The following is a 15,411-nucleotide window of genomic DNA, read 5'->3' as shown; positions in this document are numbered from 1 at the left end:
ACCCGCCCGGCACCGTCACGGCGGGCCGCGATCCGGCGGAACCGGATCGCGGCCCGCCCGAGCGGAACGCGCTCACCGCCCGGGGCCGCGTACGCGACGGCCCCCCGGGTCCAGGGACCGTCGCGTACGCGGCCTCTGCCCTCAGTCCGGGCGCGGGGCCGGGTCGGTGGTGACCGAGCGGAGCAGGGGGCGTGACAGCGCCGAGGCGCCCATGACCCCGGCGAAGCCCACGGTCACCGCGGAGAGCAGGGTGACCGCCCCGCTCACGCTGATGCCCGCGTACATGAACGGCAGCGCGCAGAACATGCCGATCAGGATGGAGCCGCCGCCCATCACCGCGAGCGGGATGAGGGTCTCGGCGCGCCGCGCCCCGTCCAGCACCTCCAGCGGGGTTCCGGCCAGGCGGAGCAGGGCGTACGCCTGGCGCCGGTCGAGCACCGAGGAGGCCGCGGTGATCCCCGCGCTCGCGATCGCCACCAGGAAGGAGACACCGAGCACGATCAGCGTTCCGGTACGGACATCGCCGAGCAGCTCGTCGACCCGCCACCGGTCGTCCTCCGGCGAGGTGGCGACGTGCCCCGGCACCAGACCGGCGAGGGCGGTGCGGGCGGTGTCGGTCCGCGCGGCGTGGCCGTCGCCCGGGGGCAGGTCCACGACGAGCGTCCGCTCCCCGGTCCTTGATCCGGTGCCGGTCCTGGAGTCGGTGCCGGTCCTGGAATCGGTCGTGGTGCCGGTCCCGGACCCGGAGTCGGTCGTGGTGTCGGACCCGGGCTCGGCGCCGGTCCTGGAGTCGGTCCTGGACCCGGACCGGGTGCCGATCCTGGACTCCGTCCCGGACCCGGTGCCGGAGACCTGGACGCGGGCCTCGACACCGGCCTCGGACAGCCGCTTCTTCGCCTCCCCGGCGAGAGCGGTCGCCTGGTCGGCGGGGATCGTGATGCGCAGGCCGGTCGGGCCGGAGGGATCGCCCAGCAGGTCGGCCGAGGGGCTCAGCAGCCCGATGAACCCGGCGACGAAACCGGTCAGCGCCACCCCGCTGACGGTCCGCCAGGCCGACCTGGGGTCGTCGACCAGGCGGCGGCCGGCCAGCAGCCGGACGGGCCCGCGTGCCGTACGGGCGGTGATCCGGCCGATGACGCCCACCACCCAGGGGCCGACGAGGTTGACGGCGAGGAAGGCCATGGCGAGGACGACGGCGACGACCGCCACCGAGGTGCTCCGGAACGTCATCGGGACCACGGCCAGGATCACGAGCAGGACGATCACGCGGACGAACCGCATCGCGGGCGGCGTCTCGCGCTTGGCCACCCCGAGCGGGCTGACCACCACCCGCCGCAGCCCGACCACCGCCGACAGGCCGACCAGCAGGGGTACGGCCAGCAGCACGCCCAGCACCGGGAGGATCCCGGGCCACAGGTCGCCCGCGAACCACGCCCCGCCCGCCATCTCGATCCGGCTCAGCAGCGGGACGGCCGCGCCGTACAGCGCCAGGCCGAGCACGGCCCCGCCGAACGCCGTGATCACCGCTTCGGCGACCGTCATCGCGGCGACCTGCCAGGGCGTGGCCCCCACCAGCCGCAGCGTGGCCAGCCGCTGGTCGCGCCGGGCCACCGTCAGCCGGGCCGCCGCGCCGCCGAACACGAGCAGCGGTACGACCATCAGCACGCTCGCGATGATCGCCATGCCCTGGTAGGCCATGCTGTCCTCGCCGGTCCTGCCGGTGAGGTCGCCGATCCTCACCGGCGTCCCGGCCACCCGGGAGTCCTCCCAGGAGGCCGGCGGGGAGCCCGGCGGGGGGAGCGTCATCCCGGGGTCGGTGGGCGCGCGTCCCACCACGGCGACGAGTTCCCCCGGGTACAGCAGCCCGTCGTCGCCCAGCGTGCCCGTCACCGTGCCGGGGAAGCGCGCGGCGAGCTGCTTCGCCGGAAGCTCCCGCATCAGCTCCGCGAGCGCCGGTGACACCCATGTCTCACCCGGCCTCGGCATCCGGGGCATCCCGGGCGGACGCGCCCCGTGGGCGTCGCGCAGCGGGGCGAGGTTCACGACCGTGACGGGCCGGTCCCGGACGTGGTCCTCGGTCGTGGACTGGACCGCGACGGGCGTCCCCGAGGCCGGGACCGGGTTGCGCCACGCCTCCCGGTCGGCGCGTGCCGCGAAGGCGAGGTTGGCGGCCAGCGCGAAGAACAGCAGTGCCGACGAGACGGCCACGGCCGTGACCGTGAGCCCCGTTCCCAGGGCGGACCGGCGACCGCCACCGCGCAGCAGCCGCCAGCTCAGCTCCAGCAGGGTCCTCACGAGTTCCCTCCGGGCAGCACCCGGGTGCTCGTACGGTCCCATGCCCCACCGTGGTCCCATGCCTCGCCGTGGCCCCGTCCCCCAGCGGGGGCGACGATCACCCCGTCGCGGACCTCGACGGTCCGGTCGCAACAACCGGCCACCTCGGGGTCGTGCGTGACCACGACCAGGGACGCGCCGTTGTGCTTGGTGGCCTGGACCAGGATGCGCATGATCTCCTGGCCGGTGGTCCGGTCGAGGGCGCCGGTGGGCTCGTCCGCGAAGATCACGGCGGGGCGGGTGACGAGCGCGCGGGCGATCGCGACCCGCTGCGCCTGCCCGCCGGAGAGCTCGCCCGGCCGCCTTCCCTCCAGCCCATCCAGCCCGAGCGGCCCGAACCAGGTCCGCGCCTCCCGTACGGCCTGCCCCCGCGCCGTCCCGCCGAGCATCAGCGGCAGCGCGACGTTCTCGTCCGCGGGCAGCTCGGACAGCAGCTGCCCGAACTGGAACACGAACCCGAAGCGGGTACGGCGCAGCGCGCTGCGCTCCCGCTCTCCCATCGCGTCGATCCGCTGTCCCAGGAGGTGCACCTCGCCGGTGTCGGGCTTCATGATGCCCGCGAGGCAATGTAAGAGGGTCGACTTCCCCGACCCGCTCGGTCCCATGATCGCCAGGGCCTCGGCCCGGCCGATCCCGATGTCCACCCCGGCGAGGGCGACGGCCGGCCCGAACCGCTTGGTCAGGCGGTGGCCGGAAAGCACGAACTCACTCATGCCGTCGACTCTGGCCCGCGGGCCCCCCTCGCCCGGATCGGCCGACCGGCCGATCGCTCCCGCGGCCCATCGGCCGAAAGTCCTGACGGTCGGGACCGGTCAGGGCAGGCCAGGACCGGCCGGGGCAGGCCAGGACGGGCCGGGGTAGGCCAGGACCGGGCCGGGGTGGGGTGGAGGCCGTCAGGGCAGGAACGGGCCGTCAGGGCAGGGACGCGGGCAGGCCCAGGGCGTCGAAGTGGTCCAGGCCGATGAACGAGGTGATCTCGGCGATGCGACCCTCGCGCAGGGTCATCACGTCGATCCCCCAGGCGCGGTGCGCGCCGGCCTCGTCGTCCCACAGGTAGGAGCCCACCGCGGGCTGGCCGTTGGCGCCGACCGGCAGGTGCCGCCAGTGCCCGCACGAGTTCAGCGGGACCCGTACGGCGAAGTCGGTGACGATGTCGATGCCGCGGTACCAGTGCGGCATCGGTGGCATCGACCAGGTGACGTCCTCGGTGAGGAGCGCGACCAGGGCACCGGCGTCGCCGTCCTCCAGGGCGGCGGAGTAGCCCGCGACGATCTCGCGGACCCGGGCGTCGTCGATCCGGCGGAGCGTCCGCTGCTGGGTGACGGAGGGCACCCTCTCCGCGACGATCCTGCGGGCGCGGGCCAGGGCGGAGTTCACCGACGTGACCGAGGTGTCCATCATCCCGGCGATCTCGGCGGCGGAGAAGCCGAGGACCTCGAAGAGCAGCAGCGCCGCCCGCTGGTTGCCGGGCAGGTGCTGGCACGCGGCGACGAAGGCGAGCTCGACCGCCTCGCGCTGCTCGTAGCGCGCGCCCGGACCGGCCGGGCCGTCGGCGAGCCCCGCGTCGTTGTACGGGCCGAGCCAGGCGACGTCGGTCAGCGGGGCGTTGTCGACCACGACGCGGTCGCTGGACGGCCCGAGGTCGATGGGCAGGGCCCGCCTGCCACGGTTCGTGATGATGTCCAGGCAGGTGCGGGTGGCCACGGTGTAGAGCCAGGAGCGCAGCGAACCACGCCCCTCGAAGCGGGCGAATCCCCGCCAGGCCCGGATCAGGGCGTCCTGCAGGGCGTCGTCGGCGTCATGGGACGACCCGAGCATGCGGTAGCAGTGGGCGTGCAGTTCCCGGCGCAGCGGCCGGACCAGGCGGGTGAACGCGGCGTCGTCCCCGCCGCGCGCCCGGGCCAGATCGGCGTCCTCTGGGTCCTCTGGGTCTTCTGGGTCCTCGGCGTCCTTCGCGGGGCCCGCGGAAAAAATTTCGCTCACATGCGACGATTCTGCCCCATGGCCGCGGTCTCCCCCGTAAGGAAACACCGCGGCACCGTTTCAGGAGATGTCATGGACAGCACGACCACCGTTACCACCGGGTCACTCAGGGTCCCCGACGCCACGCTGTACTACGAGGTACGGGGGCAGGGGCCGCTGGTGGTCCTGGTCGGCGCCCCGATGCACGCCGTGCATTTCACGGCGCTGGCCGACCTGCTCGCCACCGACCACACGGTCCTCACCACCGACCCGCGCGGCATCAACCGCAGCACGCTCGACGACCCCGAGCAGGACTCGACCGCGCGGATGCGCGCCGACGACCTCTCCCGGCTGCTGGCCCACCTCGACGCGGGCCCGGCCGCGGTCTTCGGCTCCAGCGGCGGCGCCGTCAGCGCGCTGGCGCTCGCCGTCGCCCACCCCGAGCGGGTGCACACCGTGATCGCGCACGAGGCCCCGCTGAACGAGGTGCTCGACGACCGCGAGGAGCGCCACGCCGCCGTCGAGGACATCGTCGCCACCTACGCCTCCGGTGACGTCGGGGGTGCCTGGGCCAAGTTCCTGGCGAACGCGAACATCCAGATGCCCGAGCCCGGCGAGTCCGACGATTCGGGCGACGCGTACTCGCCCGAGGAGGCGGCCCAGGCCGACCCCCAGCAGGCTCTGGACGAGCGCTTCTGGTTCCTGCACGAGATGCGCGGGAGCACCGGCTGGAAGCCCGACATCGCCGCCCTGCGCGACGGGCCGGTCCGCATCGTGGTCGGCGTCGGCGAGGAGTCGGCCGGCCAGTTCTGCGACCTGACGTCCAGCGCGCTCGCCACGGCGCTCGGCACGAAGCCGACGCTCTTCCCCGGCGGTCACATCGCCTTCGCCGAGACCCCCGACGTCTTCGCCCCCCGGCTGCGCGAGGTCCTGCGCGGGGACTGAGCGACGGCGCGCGGGCTCCCGCACAGGGGAGCCTCGCCCTCGGTTCCTCGGTCCCTTGGGCACGAGAAGTCCCTCGGGCACGAGAAGGGTCCCGGCCGCTTCGTGAAGCGGCCGGGACCCTTCTGCGTACACGCCCACAGGTGCCCCGGAAGGGGAGAAAGGCGTCGGTCACCGGACCGTTTCCGTTCCGGGACTTTTCCTCCGGCACTTTCCGTGCGGGCCTTTCCGGGGCCTCCACCGGACGGGCCGGGGCGCATGCGGGTACGCACGGGACGACTCCCCGTTGCCTTTCGTAAGCACCGTCATGAAATGTCGGCATATGCGGGATGAGGCCGGAGACCTCGTTCATCTCCTCCGTCACAAACGCATCTCCGGTACGGTTTCCGTACGGAACCTCACCGCAGGGATATTGACGGATTCGTCGCCGGAGTGGACCGTCGGAAGGGCGGGAAGGTGACGCCGTGGCCGCGGGACAGGGCCGTTCACCTCGCCGGACGCCGGGTTCGCCAAGCCTACGGAGAACCGATTCATGACGGTGTACATGCCGATCCTGAGGGGCCGGGCCGGTGATTTCCTGGCCCTGGGGAAGGTCGCCGAGGAGCTTCGCCCGTTCGTGCGGGCACTGATCGAGGTGATGCCCGCGGAACGGACCCGGGACGACGAGAACCGGACGGTACTGCAGAGCGTCGCCGTTTTCGAGGAACGCGTGGAAGAACACCTGCCCGCCGAACGCGTTTTCGCGGTGGACTGCCGCCCGGTGCTCGACAGGTACGGCCACCCGCACGGGTGCGGCGCCGTGACGATGGTGTCGAACGTCATGGAGAGGCTCGGCCGTCGCATCATCCCGGTCCTGAGGCCGACGGACGAGGACTGCGAGTTCCGGGACGCCGGACTCGCCGCGAGGCGGCACGGGCGGGGTGCCTGTCTGCGCGTGCCCTGGGCCGGGCCGCGGACCGCCGCGGAGGACGCCCGGCTGTCACGCCGGATGGACCGTCTCGCGAACCTGAGGTTCACCGACGTCGATCTCGTGATCGACCTGTGGGCGGTCGACTCCGACGCGCGGCTCAGGAACCGCACCAACGACGCCCTCAGGTCGCTCCGGTGGGCGAGCCGGTTCCCGATGCGCTCGATCACCGTGGCCTCCGGGGCGTTCCCCAGGGATCTGGACGCCATGCCGTTCGGCGCCCCGGTGCCCGTCCCCCGGCGGGACGCCGCCCTGTACAGGACCGTCGCGGCCTCCCATCCCGGTGTGTTCTACGGGGACTACGGGGTGTCCAGCCCGCGGGCGGAGCCGCGGACCCCGCACCCCGAGCTGCGGTACACGTTCGACGACTACTGGTACGTCTACCGGTGCGAGCGGGGCGACGGGGCCGGAGCCCCGGGGGGTTTCGACGACCTGTGCAAGGCGGTGGTCGCCGATCTCCGGTCGGCGCGGGGGGTGGCGTCCTCGTGGGGCGACCAGGAGATCGAACGCTTCGCCGCAGGGCAGCCGCTGCTGCCCAGAAGGCCGGGATCGTGGTACGCCTGCGGCATGTCGCATCACGTCGCCACGGTGGTCGACCGGCTGAACCGCCTCGGACGTCCCTGACCCCGGCCGGAGCTCCGGCCGGGACACTGGCCGCGCTGGACCGGCCGTGCTGGAACCGGCCGTGCCGGAACCGGCCGTCCTAGGAGTCGCGGGCGTCGTAGGGATCACCGGTGTGACGGGACCGGGGGACGTCACGGGCCTGGATGCCCTCCATCCACGCCACCGCGGTGGCTGCCACCTGGGTCAGCCGCTCGTACAGGTGCTTGTCGAGCTCCTCGCGGCCGGTGTGGAACCTGTCGCGGTTGAGCTCGCGGCCGACCTCGCCGATCCGCTCGACCAGGGCCGCCAGCTTCACCACCTCGACCAGGTGCGGGTTGGCGGGGTCCAGCACGTCGTCCTCGGCCTGCCGCCGCAGGCGCTCCCGCTCGACCTCGGCCAAAGCGCCCTCCATGCGTGACCGGCGCGTGTGGCCGGCCATCGTCGCGACGATGAGCTCGGCGACCTCCCGGGGCCGTTCGGCGTCGCGGACCTCCAGGTAGAGGGCGTGCTCGTCGCCGTCGGCCCCGGTGATCGCCCAGGTGCCGTCCTGCCTGGCGTCGTCGTTGCCTTCGCCCGGGACGACCCGCCAGGTGGCGGGGTCGACGGACCCCGGCTGCTCGCGCGTGGGCATCACGATGACCTCCTGCTCGTGTTCGCGGATGGGGCGGTCGTGCGTGAGGTGGTCTCCCATCGTGCCGGTCCGGGTGATCGAAGGCACCGGAATCGCCGGATCGGTCCGGACGCGCGCCCGTACGGGCCGGGCCGGATCACCGAAAACTTTTCCGCCCTGTGCGGCACGCCGTGAGCGGCCCCCACCTGCGGGGACGGCATGGGCACGGGAAGGGCGGTCATCTCCGCAGGGACATCGGATCGGACCGGACGCTTGACCCGAACCTTTCTCCAGGCGTAAAAGTGCGAAAAGAGTTGGATAGCGCTTTCCCACCCTTCGTCCCGGAGCGGCGGTGGATCCACCTTCGGGTGCTCCACCGCAGGTCCGGCCATGTCCGACGCCCTCCGCCAGGGGGCCGCGGGCACGACCGGGCACCGCCTGACGGACATCGCTCGCCGGGAACCACCGGCGGCGCCGGCACGTGACCGCGGAAGGCGGCCGCGACACCGGCGCCGATCGGCCTCCCGGCGCGAGGCCATGGTCCGGCCGGACCGCAGCAGGCCCGGCCGGCGCCGACATAACCGGAGGTTCCACAGTGCGAAGAAGGAAAGAGCCCCGCACCGGCTCGCTGCTCGTCGCGATCATGATGACCGTCATGGCCGCGGTGCTCGGCGCGCTGGCGCTGCCCGCGCTGCCCAGCGCGTTCGCCGCGACGTTGTTCGTCGACGACTTCGAGGACGGTGACTCCTCGGGCTGGTCGAAGTCCGGGGGGAGCTGGTCGGTGACCACCGACGGTTCCCGGGTGTACCGGCAGTCCGGCACCGGCGCGGACGCCAGGGCGATCGCCGGCTCGGGATGGGCGAACCAGGCGGTGCAGGCCCGGGTGAAGCCGATCGCGTTCAACGGCAGCGGGCGGTACGCCGCGGTGCTGGCCAGGGCGCAGAGCACCGGCAACTACTACTATCTCGGGTTGAGCAACGCGGGTTCGGTCGTCCTGGGCAAGCGGGCCGGGGGCGGCACGACCACCCTGGACTCGGCTCCGGCGACGGTGACCGCGGGCACCTGGTACACCCTCCGGCTGGAGGTGTTCGGCTCGACGCTGCGCGGCTTCGTGAACAACGTGGAGGTCGTCTCGGCGACCGACTCCACCTTCGCCTCCGGCAAGGCGGGCCTGTCGGGCTACTACACGAGCGCCTCGTTCGACGACCTGCAGGTCACCGACGTCGCCGGGCCGGTCGACCCGACGCCCACGGTCACCCCGACGGTCACCCCCACGATCACGCCGCCCCCGGGCTCCTGCGAGACGTCGGGCTCGCCCATCGGCTTCGCCTCGGTGAACGCCTGGGGCCAGAACGGCACCACGGGAGGCGCGGGCGGGCCGACCGTCGAGGTCGACACGGCGAGTGAGCTGATCTCCGCGATCGGCCAGAGCGGCCCCCTGAACGTCTGCGTACGCGGGATGATCACGGTTCCGGCGGGGATGCACAACGTCGCCTCGGACAAGTCGATCGTGGGCATCGGCGCCGACGCCGGCATCAGCGGCGGCGGGCTCAACGTCGGTCTCCCCCTCGACAACTCCGCCACCTCACCGCCCGCGAACGCGGTGAACAACGTCATCATCCGCAACCTGTCGTTCCGGAACGCGAGCGACGACTCGATCAACGTGCAGATGTTCTCCCACCACGTCTGGATCGACCACAACGACCTGGCCGACGGGTACGACGGGCTGCTCGACATCAAGCGCGGCTCGTCCTACATCACCGTGTCGTGGAACCACGCGCACGACCACAGCAAGAACATGCTGCTCGGCCACGACGACGGCAACGCCGCGCAGGACGTCGGCCAGCTCAAGGTGACCTACCACCACAACTGGTTCAACCAGACGCCGCAGCGCAACCCGCGGGTGCGCTTCGGCGAGCCGGTGCACATCTTCAACAACTACTACTACTACAACACCGACGTCGGGGTCGCCTGCCAGGCGAACGCCGGCTGCCTGGTCGAGGGCAACTACTTCGAGCGGGTCGAGTACCCAGTGTCGAACAGCTACGCCGGCCCTTCCGGCCGGTGCGTGGCGCGCAACAACGTGCTCGTCGACTCGGGAGCCCCCGAGTGCAGCGGCAGCGTGCAGGAGGCCAGCTCCTACTACGGCTACACGCTGGAGAACCCGAACTCGGTGAAGGCGAGCGTCACCGCCGGAGCCGGGGTCGGGAAGATCGGCGGCTGACCCTCCGCGTCGGGGTCCCGGCGGGCGGCCCGTTCCGGCGCCCGCCGGGAGACCCGGGAGACCATGGGAACGGGATCATCGGCGTGGTCGGCCGGTGGTCCCGTCACCGGGTACGGACCGCCCGCCGGGGCGCGTCAGGCCCGGTCGCCGCCACCGCCGCGCAGGTAGCCGACGATCATCTCCCCGACCATCCGGCGCTGCCGGGCCCGGTGCTCGGGCGCGGTCATGTCACGGCCGAACAGGGCGCCGAAGGTGTGCTGGTTGGCCACGCGGAAGAAACAGAAGGCACTGATCATCATGTGCACGTCGGTGGCGTCGGCCCCGGTGACGAAGTCCCCCCTGGCCGTACCGGCGTCGAGGATGCGCTCGATGATGCCGAGCACCGGCGTGCCGAGGTTGACCAGCGCCTCGGACTTGCGGATGTGCTCGCCCTGGTGGATGTTCTCGATGGAGACGAGCTTGATGAAGTCGCGGTGCGCGTCGTGGTGGTCGAAGGTGAGCTCGGCCAGGGTGCGGATCGCCTCGATCGGGGCCAGGTGCTCCACGTCGACCGTGCGCTCCACCTCGCGGACCTCGGCGTAGGCCTTCTCCAGGACCGTGATGTAGAGCCGTTCCTTGCTGCCGAAGTAGTAGTAGATCATGCGCTTGGTGGTACGCGTCAGGGCGGCGATCTCGTCGACCCTCGCCCCCGCGTACCCGTGCTGCGCGAACTCCCGCTGGGCGACCTCGAGGATCTCCGCCTTGGTGCGGTCGGCGTCGCGCCGGCGTTCCCCGGTGGCGGGTTGCGAGGTCATCCGCCCATCTTAGTGACCGTCCGCGTGCTGTACGGCGAGGCGGATGGGGGCGTTGACGGCGCCGTATCCCCGGTATCCGCCGATCCGCTGGACGATCTCGAAGAAGACGCGTCCCAGGGTGACGGTGTAGAGGTGCAGGAACTCGCCGTCCGCGTCGCGGTCGTAGAGCACCCCCAGTTCCCTCAGGCAGGGGTCCACGTCGTGGCGGGCCTCCAGGTCGTCGTAGTAGTTGCCGGGGATGGGCAGCAGCAGCTCAGGATGCTCGGCGCGCAGCCTGCGGGCGGTGGCGAGCAGGTCGTCGCAGGCCAGCGCGATGTGCTGCCAGGGAACGTCCCCGGCGCCGACCCGGGCGAGGTTGAGCACCAGCCGCAGCACCCGGCCGCCGGATCCGCCCGCCGCACCGGGCCCGGACGCGGCGGGCGTGCCTGGCGCGGTGGGCACACCCGGTGTGCCGAGCGCGGTGGACGCGGCGGGCATGCCGGGTGCGGTGGACGTGCCGGGCACGGTGGACGCGCCGGGCGCGGTCGACATCGCCATGCTGCGGAGCAGGCCGTAGGGGTCGGGCAGCTCCAGGCTCTCCTGCGGGCGCAGGCCGAGCACGCTGCGGTAGAACAGCGCCGCCTCGTCGAAGTGGTGCCAGGGCTGGGTGAGCGCCACGTGGTCGATGTGGGTGATCGGCCCGGCGACCGTCCCGCCGGGGGCGAAGTCACCGCGCCACTCCGTGCCGCAGAAGAAGATCTCGGTGCCGTCCGGGGCGGCGATCGCGTCCAGCGGCGCCTCCTCGGGGGCGCGCTCGCGCGGCAGCACCGGCGAGAGCAGTGACCCGGCATGCTCGGCCGCGCGGGCCGGGTCGGGGCTGTCCAGCCCGAGGCTGATCAGGGCGGGATCGTCGCCGGTGGCGTTGAGCAGGAGCCGGGCGTCGCCCTGCTGCCACAGCTGCACCGGCTTGCTGGGGTGCGCGCCGGTGGGGGCGAAGCCGAGCGCGGTGAGCACGCCGCGCAGGGCATCGGTGTCGGCGATCTCGGCGAAGGCGTAACCGGTGGGCACGGCGGGGTGGGCGGTACGGCCGAGGGCCTGTTGCAGGGCGATGAGCGAGCGCATGCCGTCCCGGGCGGTCCGGGCGGCGTCGGCCTGCCGGAAGTGGTCGTTGAACACCTCCAGCGAGAGCGGGCCGGTGTACCCGGCGTTCAGCACGTTGCCGACCAGGCCGGTGAGGTCGAAGCCGCCCTGGCCGGGAAAGCAGCGGTAGTGGCGGCTCCACTGGAGCACGTCCATCGCCAGCAGCGGCGCGTCCGCGAGCTGGAGGAAGAAGATCTTCTCGCCGGGGATCGCCTCGATGCCGATCGGGTCGGAGCCGCGCGACAGGATGTGGAAGCTGTCCAGGCAGGTGCCCAGGTTCGGGTGGTCGGCCATGCGCACGATCCGCCAGGCGTGCAGGTAGTCGTCGACGTGCCGTCCCCAGGCCAGCGCCTCGTAGGCGATGCGGACGCCGTGCTCGGCGGCCAGCTCGGCCAGCGACCTCAGCTGCGCGGCGGCGAGTTCGTCGTCGTCGATCGCGGCGGGGGAGACGTTGGAGCAGACCAGCAGCGTGTCCGCGCCGAGCCGTTCCATGACCTGGAACTTGTGCGCGGCCCTGCGCAGGTCCGGGACGGGCATCGCCTCGAAGTCGCGGAACGGCTGGTAGAGGTCGATCGAGAGTCCCAGGTCGGCGGCGCGCAGCCGTACCTCCTCGGGGGAGAGCGGGCAGGCCAGCAGGTCGTTCTCGAAGATCTCGACCCCGTCGAACCCGGCGGCGGCGATCGCGGCCAGCTTCTCCGGCAGCGTGCCGCTCACCGACACGGTGGCGATGGACGTGCGCATGGCTCCCCCTCAGGTGGCAATCAGTTCGGTCAGGTGGGTGAGCATCCGTCCCGTGTCGGGGGTGCGCCCGGTGAACAGGTGGAAGGCGTGCGCCGCCTGGAAGACGACCATGCCGGAGCCGTCGAGCGTCCTGCAGCCCAGCGCCCGTGCCCGCCGCAGCAGCTCGGTCTCCAGCGGCCGGTAGACGATGTCGGCCACCCACAGGTCCGGGCGGAGCAGCGACGCGGGCAGCGGCAGCCCGGGGTGGCCCGCCATCCCGGTGGGGGTGGAGTGCGCCAGGCCGTCCGCGGCGGCGAGCAGCCGGGGCAGGTCGTCCGCACGCGCCGCGTCCGCACGCCCGTCCCCGAAGCGGCCGGTCAGCTCGGCGGCCAGCGACGTCGCCCGCGCGGGGTCGGCGTCGACCAGGGTCACCCGGCCCGCGCCCATGGTCAGCAGCGCGTGCGCGACCGCGGCGCCCGCGCCCCCGGCGCCGAGCTGGACGATCCGCTCGATCGGCGCGTCCGGCAGGCCACGGGTGAAGGACTCCCGGAAGCCGGTCCAGTCGGTGTTGTGGCCGATCGCGCGGTCCTTCTCGAAGACCACGGTGTTGACCGCGCCCAGCGTCCGGGCGTCCGCCGACAGCCCGTCCAGGTGGGGGATGACGGCCTGCTTGCACGGGTGCGTGATGTTGAGCCCGTCGTAGCCGAAGCGGCGGGCCGTGCGGACCAGGTCTCCGACGTCGGTACCGAGGACGTCGGTGTCGAGCAGCCGGTAGACGTAGCGCAGCCCGTGGTGGGCGGCCTCCCGCTCGTGCAACGGCGGGCTGAACGACGGGCCGATGCCGGAGCCGATCAGCCCGGTCAGGAACGAGGTCATCGATCCCTCCTTCCCGGTACGCGCGGCGGTACGGCCCGCCCGGTGGCACGGGGGGTGTCCTTCCGGTTCATGACGCACTTCCCAACAATGTACGAACTAGTGAGTTAGGTATAACGCACCGGCGAGCCGAAGTGAAGAGGACCTTGACATGTGACGCCCGCCACCAGCAGCATTGCGGCAACGTTAATTAACTATCTAGTTCGTAAACAGCAGGCAACGGCATCCGGGGGGACGGCCGGACCACGCGTACCGAAGGAGTCATCGTGACCGAGAACCCACCCGCCGTCCCACAGGGCACGCCGCGCAAGGCGGCCGTCGCCGCCTGGATCGGCAGCGCCCTGGAGTACTACGACTTCTTCATCTACGGCAGCGCCGCGGCCCTGATCTTCTCCAAGGTCTTCTTCGACGACTCCGACCCGGCGACCGCCACCCTGCAGTCGCTGGCCAGCTTCGGCGTGGCGTACGCGGCCAGGCCGGTGGGGGCCGTCATCCTCGGGCACGTCGGCGACCGGTTCGGCCGCAAGAAGATCATGGTGTTCACGCTCATCCTGATGGGCGTCTCGACCTTCCTCATCGGCTGCCTGCCGACCCGCGACCAGATCGGCGGCCTGGCGCCCGTCCTCCTGGTCCTGCTGCGGATCATGCAGGGACTCTCGGCCGCGGGCGAGCAGGCCAGCGCCAACTCCATGACGCTGGAACACGCCCCCGCCGACCGCCGCGGCTACTTCACCAGCTTCACCCTCAACGGCACGCAGTTCGGCCAGATCCTGGCGACCCTCGTGTTCATCCCGGTGGCGGCCCTGCCGGAGGAGCAGCTGCTCAGCTGGGGCTGGCGGATCCCGTTCCTGCTCAGCGTGGTCGTCGCGGTGGTCGGCTGGATCATCCGCAGAAGGCTGGAGGAGACCCCCGCCTTCGAGCGGGAGGTCGCCCAGGGAACGGTGCCCAAGATGCCGCTGGCCGTGCTGTTCCGCGACCACTGGAGCAGCGTGCTGCGCGTCATGTGCGCCGCCCTCATCGCCACCGTCAGCACGATCTTCACCGTCTGGGCGCTGAACTACGCGACCAGCGACGAGATCGGGCTGGACCGGGCCACCATGCTCTGGGTGAGCATCGCCGCCAACACGGTCGCCCTGGTCGCCATCCCGCTCTGGGCCATGCTGTCGGACCGCATCGGCCGCAAGCCCGTCTTCCTCATCGGCGCCGTGGGCAGCCCGATCATGATCTTCGCCTACCTGGCCGCGATCAACTCCAGGAGCTACCCGCTGGTGTTCGCCACCGGGATCCTCACCCTCGGAGTCGTCTACAGCGCCTCCAACGGCATCTGGCCCTCCCTGTACGGGGAGATGTTCAGCACCCGGGTCCGGCTCTCCGGCATGGCGATCGGCACCCAGATCGGTTTCGCGATCGCCGGCTTCGCCGTCGCCTCCGCCGCCGGGATCGTCTCCCCGGAGGGCTGGCTGGGCCTGCGCGGGTGGATCGGCGTCGGCGTCTTCACCGCGATCCTCTGCGCGATCAGCGCGATCGCCGTGGCCACCGCCCGGGAGACCCACCGCGTCCCCACCGAGGAGCTCGGCCTCACCGGGAGGGAGCCGGTCACCGGGGCGCGCGCCTGACCGCACCCCGAAGGCACCACCCGTCCCGCACCCGGCCCGGTCTCGTGATCCCCTCACGAGGCCGGGCCGTCGTCGTGTGCCTCGTGCCCGAGGGAGGCCGGGCACGGAGGAGGCCGAGCAGGGGACGGAGGCCAGGTACGGGGTGGAGGCCGGGTGCGGGGCGGAGGCCGGGTGCGCGGCAGAAAGCGGCACGGGCCGGAGCCGGGGGCGGGAGCCGGTCACGCGGCGGGACGGAAAAGAGGGAGCTCCAATTCCTGGGACGAGGCCCGCCGGACGGCCGATCTCCCGGGCGAGGGAAAGCATTCATATCAAATGGTTATGAGTGCTCGCGCCAATCGGAGCGTGAAACCGTTTGGCCCCCGGGCTCACGCGGACCCTCCTACCAGGTGCCGGAAAGCCCGACGGAGAGTGAACATCCGGCTCCCGCCAGGTAAATGACGCTCCTGCGGTAAACGTGAAGGTTCATCCGAAACCTGCGGAAGGGGGCTGATCTCTAGAGATCCGATGGTACGGTCCACCGCGAGAGACCAGCAGGTCGAGGGGTCACAGGTTTCGGACAACCCTTATGGCGCTTTAGGTGTTAATTAAAACCGGATAACCATAAGTGCCGATTACTCGGCCCTTTACCTTCCCAATAGATCACGGTC

At 72.0% G+C, this 15,411-nt stretch carries 11 protein-coding genes; 4 read left to right on the top strand and 7 right to left on the bottom strand.

Translation table 11 applies throughout. The features are described 5' to 3' along the window. Positions 1–141: 141 nt before the first annotated feature. The 3 genes from ABD832_RS11985 to ABD832_RS11975 form a co-directional block, all read right to left on the bottom strand. Positions 142–2,295, bottom strand: coding sequence for an FtsX-like permease family protein (locus tag ABD832_RS11985; protein WP_344892749.1), 2,154 nt, complete (start codon positions 2,293–2,295; stop codon positions 142–144). Beyond that, positions 2,292–3,047, bottom strand: coding sequence for an ABC transporter ATP-binding protein (locus ABD832_RS11980; protein ID WP_344892746.1), 756 nt, complete (start codon positions 3,045–3,047; stop codon positions 2,292–2,294). The genes ABD832_RS11985 and ABD832_RS11980 overlap by 4 nt, the downstream gene beginning before the upstream one ends. A 199-nt stretch (positions 3,048–3,246) precedes the next feature. Next, positions 3,247–4,317, bottom strand: coding sequence for a sigma-70 family RNA polymerase sigma factor (locus ABD832_RS11975; RefSeq protein ID WP_344892743.1), 1,071 nt, complete (start codon positions 4,315–4,317; stop codon positions 3,247–3,249). A gap of 72 nt (positions 4,318–4,389) precedes the next feature. Between ABD832_RS11975 and ABD832_RS11970 the strand changes: the two genes are divergently transcribed. Then, positions 4,390–5,241: an alpha/beta fold hydrolase gene (locus tag ABD832_RS11970; RefSeq protein ID WP_344892740.1), complete on the top strand. Its 852-nt coding sequence runs from the start codon at positions 4,390–4,392 to the stop codon at positions 5,239–5,241. Between the two features lie 529 nt (positions 5,242–5,770). Further along, a complete protein-coding gene (locus ABD832_RS11965; RefSeq protein WP_344892737.1) occupies positions 5,771–6,829 on the top strand; it encodes a beta family protein in 1,059 nt (352 codons plus the stop codon). Positions 6,830–6,908: 79 nt separating this feature from the next. Here ABD832_RS11965 and ABD832_RS11960 read toward each other — a convergent pair whose 3' ends face one another. Then, positions 6,909–7,499: a hypothetical protein gene (locus ABD832_RS11960; RefSeq protein WP_344892734.1), complete on the bottom strand. Its 591-nt coding sequence runs from the start codon at positions 7,497–7,499 to the stop codon at positions 6,909–6,911. Positions 7,500–8,013: 514 nt separating this feature from the next. On the opposite strand from ABD832_RS11960, the gene ABD832_RS11955 reads away from it, so the two are divergent. Further along, positions 8,014–9,642 carry a pectate lyase family protein gene (locus tag ABD832_RS11955; RefSeq protein ID WP_344892731.1) on the top strand — a complete coding sequence of 543 codons (1,629 nt, stop codon included), beginning with the start codon at positions 8,014–8,016 and terminating at the stop codon, positions 9,640–9,642. Positions 9,643–9,776: 134 nt separating this feature from the next. On the opposite strand, the gene ABD832_RS11950 is transcribed toward ABD832_RS11955, so the two are convergent. From ABD832_RS11950 to ABD832_RS11940, 3 genes are read right to left on the bottom strand one after another with little or no spacing between them, the layout of a single operon-like run. Further along, positions 9,777–10,436: a TetR family transcriptional regulator gene (locus ABD832_RS11950; RefSeq protein WP_344892728.1), complete on the bottom strand. Its 660-nt coding sequence runs from the start codon at positions 10,434–10,436 to the stop codon at positions 9,777–9,779. Positions 10,437–10,445: 9 nt separating this feature from the next. After that, entirely contained in the window at positions 10,446–12,296 is a 1,851-nt protein-coding gene (locus tag ABD832_RS11945; protein WP_344892725.1) for a sugar phosphate isomerase/epimerase and 4-hydroxyphenylpyruvate domain-containing protein, read from the bottom strand. Between the two features lie 9 nt (positions 12,297–12,305). Further along, entirely contained in the window at positions 12,306–13,151 is an 846-nt protein-coding gene (locus ABD832_RS11940) for a shikimate dehydrogenase (protein WP_344892722.1), read from the bottom strand. A gap of 263 nt (positions 13,152–13,414) precedes the next feature. Here ABD832_RS11940 and ABD832_RS11935 point away from each other — a divergent pair, with 263 nt between their 5' ends. Further along, entirely contained in the window at positions 13,415–14,764 is a 1,350-nt protein-coding gene (locus ABD832_RS11935; RefSeq protein ID WP_344892719.1) for an MFS transporter, read from the top strand. The last annotated feature ends 647 nt before the right edge of the window (positions 14,765–15,411 follow it).

The sequence above is a fragment of the Streptosporangium longisporum genome (assembly GCF_039534895.1).
In the GTDB taxonomy this organism is placed as follows: Bacteria; Actinomycetota; Actinomycetes; order Streptosporangiales; family Streptosporangiaceae; genus Streptosporangium; species Streptosporangium longisporum.
This window is presented reverse-complemented; position numbering and strand designations above follow the sequence as displayed.